This window comes from Flavobacterium sp. (genome assembly GCF_043720215.1).
GTDB lineage: Bacteria > Bacteroidota > Bacteroidia > Flavobacteriales > Flavobacteriaceae > Flavobacterium.
The window spans coordinates 1-3,185 of sequence record NZ_JAYSSZ010000200.1; the positions used below are offsets into that span (position 1 = coordinate 1).

A 3,185-nucleotide genomic window follows, 5' to 3' on the forward strand; every position below is an offset into this window, starting at 1 on the left:
ATTCCAGCTCCAAGTTCTCCTGCAAGTCCTATTCCTGCTATAAATCTTAGAATAGCGTAAACAGTTGTTTTGTCTTCAAATGGGAATTGAGGTAAAAAACCACAAGCTATATTAGCTAAGGAATAGACTATAATTGAACCAAATAAAACAGATAATCTCCCTTTTTTATCACCTAAAATTCCCCAAAGAATTCCGCCAAGTAATAAGCCAATCATTTGATAATTCATGATTAGTGTTCCTGATGTATCTGGATTTAAACCTAAACTATTTAAACTTGGAACACGAACTATCCCAAATAATAGTAAATCATAAATATCTACAAAATAACCTAAAGCGGCTACAATTACAGGTAATGAGAATAAATGTTTTAGTTTTTCTTGTGTAGAGAATTCGTGCATTGGTTTCTAGATTTTCGTCAAATATAGAAATCCTTTATCAAAATGTAAAACTATAGCTGTTTGTTAGCAGTTAGACTGGTAAGCTAAACGAATTCACATCTATTTTCTAGCTATTTTATTTGAATTCGAGTTACAATTTTACGTAATCTATGTTGTGTTAATACAAACGCTTTTATTTTTTATTAACATATTTTTATTGTTATTCAATAAATAATTATTATATTTGCTTACTAATTCTAAATAGTAAACTAATTATGGAAATTAAAATCACAACAGAACAGATGTTGAAAGTACTACATATACTTTCGTGGATTATTTTTATTGGTCTTTGTATTGAAGCAGGAGGAATTTTATTCAATACTTTTTTTGCACTAACGATTAATCCAAATGGAGCCAAAAATTTTTGGGAAGAAATCGATTTATCAAACTTATATGATTTCGATAAAGGTTATTTTTTTACAGAAGCATTGTTAATGAGTATTGTTGCAATACTGAAAGCTATTCTTTTTTATTTAATTGTGAAAATCTTACTTGACAAAAAACTAAATTTGAAACAACCATTTAACACTGAAATGAAGCGTTTTATTTTTAATATGTCCTACTTGGCTTTAGGAATTGGCTTATTTTCTAATTGGGGTGTTCAAAACACAAAATGGCTAGTTGAAAAAGGAATTAAAATGCCTGATATTCAGTATTTAAAATTTGGCGGTGCAGATGTGTGGTTGTTTATGGGAATTATACTTTTAGTAATTGCACAAATTTTTAAGCGAGGAGTAGAAATTCAATCAGAAAATGAATTAACAATATAAGTTATGGCAATAATAGTAAACTTAGATGTTATGATGGCGAAACGTAAAATTTCGTTGAATGAACTTTCTGAAAGAGTAGATTTGACGTTGTCTAATCTTTCTATTTTGAAAACAGGAAAAGCTAAAGCAATTCGTTTTAGTACATTGGAGTCAATTTGCAGAGCATTAGATTGTCAACCAGGAGATATATTAGAATATAATAATGGAAAATGATGAATGCAAAAAATAAAAAAAATAGCTTTCTAAACTGAGAATTGTTTTAACTAACTATTCGTGATAATCTCTAACAAGAGTTTTTTTGCTCTTAGAAGTTTTATTTTCACATTATTTAGTGGTTCTTCTAATTCGTCTGCAATTTCTTGATAACTCATTTCTTGAAAATAACGCATTTGAATAACTTCTTGATAAGCGGGTTTTAATTCTTTGATGAATTGTAGTAAACGAGACAGATTTTGTTCGGTGATTAATTTGTCTTCTATTGATGGAGTTGTATCGGCAACATTGTATGCAATATCATCTTCTTGATCTGTGATGTCTAAAAAAAGAGATGATTTTTTCTTTCGAAGTAAATCAATATGTACGTTTTTTGCAATTGCAATAAGCCAAGTGTTAAATTGAAATTCTGGATTGTAAGTAGCTATTTTATCAAAAGCTTTAGAAAAAGTTTCAATGGTAATGTCTTCAGCATCAGTTTCGTTTTCTGTTCGTTGTAACATAAAACCATACACTTCGTTCCAATAATTGTCGAGTAGGAAAGTAAAGGCTACTTGATCACCAAGTTTTGCTTTTTCTATTTGGTTTTTTATTTCCAAGTGATTGGTTTTGAAAAAATATTTCTAATAAACACATTTAATTGTGTGAATATAAGTATAATTTCTAAAATAGGGAACCAATACATGACATCTTTCTCATTTAGTTTTCCTGCTGAATATCCTAAAGAAATCCATGAAATTATATATCTTAGGACAATTAAACTAATAACAATTATCCATTGGAATTGAAAACTAAGTAAAACTGTAGGTACTATAAAAAATAATAATTGTGAAATATAAAAAAGGACTAATTGTATTTTATCGAATGATTTGTAATGATTTGCAGTCGAAACATGTCGCCTTTTTTGCATAATCCATGATTTGTAACTGGTTTTAGCGTCAGAATAGGTAAAACTTTCTGGGTTGTATGCGATTGCTGTGTTTTGCTTTGTAGCAGCTTCGTTTATGAATAAATCATCATCCCCAGAACGCAATTTTATGTGGTTTATAAAACCATTGACATTAAAAAATTCATCTTTTTTATAGCCTAAATTTCTACCAACACCCATATAAGGTTTACCAAGTTTTGCCCAAGAAAAATATTGTGTTGCAGTAAGTAAAGTTTCGAAACGGATTAATTTATTTAGAAATGAATTCTTAATTTTTTCGTAACCACCATAACCCAAGACGATAGTTTTGTGTAGTGTAAAATGTGAACTCATTTCTGCAATCCAGTTTGTAGAATTTGGGTAGCAATCGGCATCGGTAAAAAGTAAATACTCTTTTGTTGCAGCTTTAATTCCTAAGGTTAAGGCGAATTTTTTATTTCCCCAAAACGCTTCGTTATTCGCTACTTTTACCAGTTTTAAATTTGGATATTGCTTTTCAAATTTTTCAAAAACTTCTAATGTTTCATCACTAGAAGCATCGTCAATTAGGATGATTTCGAAGTTGGAATAATTTTGTTCTGCCAGAAGCGGAATATATTTTTTTACGTTTTCTTCCTCATTTTTTGCACATACAATTACTGAAATTGGAATATGCTTAAAAGTGCTTTCCTGAGGTTTTGCAAAAGAAAATTTACCAAAAATAAATAAATAATAAATAATCTGAACTACTACAATTCCTATAAAAAAGTAAAGTAAAATGAGTAAAAATTGGGCCATATAATGAGTAAAAAAATAGTTGTGCAAAGGTAGTAAAAGATTTTAGATTTTAGATTTTAG

General features: G+C 28.9%; 5 protein-coding genes. 2 read left to right on the forward strand and 3 right to left on the reverse strand.

Annotation, left to right across the window (positions count from 1 at the left end; all coding sequences use genetic code 11):
• Window positions 1-398: MFS transporter (locus ACHZC3_RS09160; RefSeq protein WP_394759563.1), on the reverse strand; the 398-nt coding region annotated here is incomplete at its 3' end.
• Between the two features lie 254 nt (window positions 399-652).
• Here ACHZC3_RS09160 and ACHZC3_RS09165 point away from each other — a divergent pair.
• Both ACHZC3_RS09165 and ACHZC3_RS09170 read left to right on the forward strand, forming a co-directional pair.
• On the forward strand, window positions 653-1,207 hold the full coding sequence (locus ACHZC3_RS09165; RefSeq protein WP_394759564.1) for a DUF2975 domain-containing protein: 555 nt from the start codon (window positions 653-655) through the stop codon (window positions 1,205-1,207).
• A 3-nt stretch (window positions 1,208-1,210) separates the two neighbouring features.
• The gene (locus ACHZC3_RS09170) at window positions 1,211-1,420 is read left to right on the forward strand and encodes a helix-turn-helix domain-containing protein (protein ID WP_394759565.1); all 210 of its coding nucleotides are present in this window, start codon (window positions 1,211-1,213) and stop codon (window positions 1,418-1,420) included.
• A gap of 50 nt (window positions 1,421-1,470) precedes the next feature.
• Here ACHZC3_RS09170 and ACHZC3_RS09175 read toward each other — a convergent pair whose 3' ends face one another.
• Both ACHZC3_RS09175 and ACHZC3_RS09180 read right to left on the reverse strand, forming a co-directional pair.
• On the reverse strand, window positions 1,471-2,019 hold the full coding sequence (locus ACHZC3_RS09175; RefSeq protein WP_394759566.1) for an RNA polymerase sigma factor: 549 nt from the start codon (window positions 2,017-2,019) through the stop codon (window positions 1,471-1,473).
• Complete coding sequence (locus tag ACHZC3_RS09180; protein ID WP_394759567.1) at window positions 2,010-3,125, reverse strand: glycosyltransferase; 1,116 nt, start codon at window positions 3,123-3,125, stop codon at window positions 2,010-2,012. Before ACHZC3_RS09180 ends, ACHZC3_RS09175 begins: the two co-directional genes overlap by 10 nt.
• Window positions 3,126-3,185: the final 60 nt, after the last annotated feature.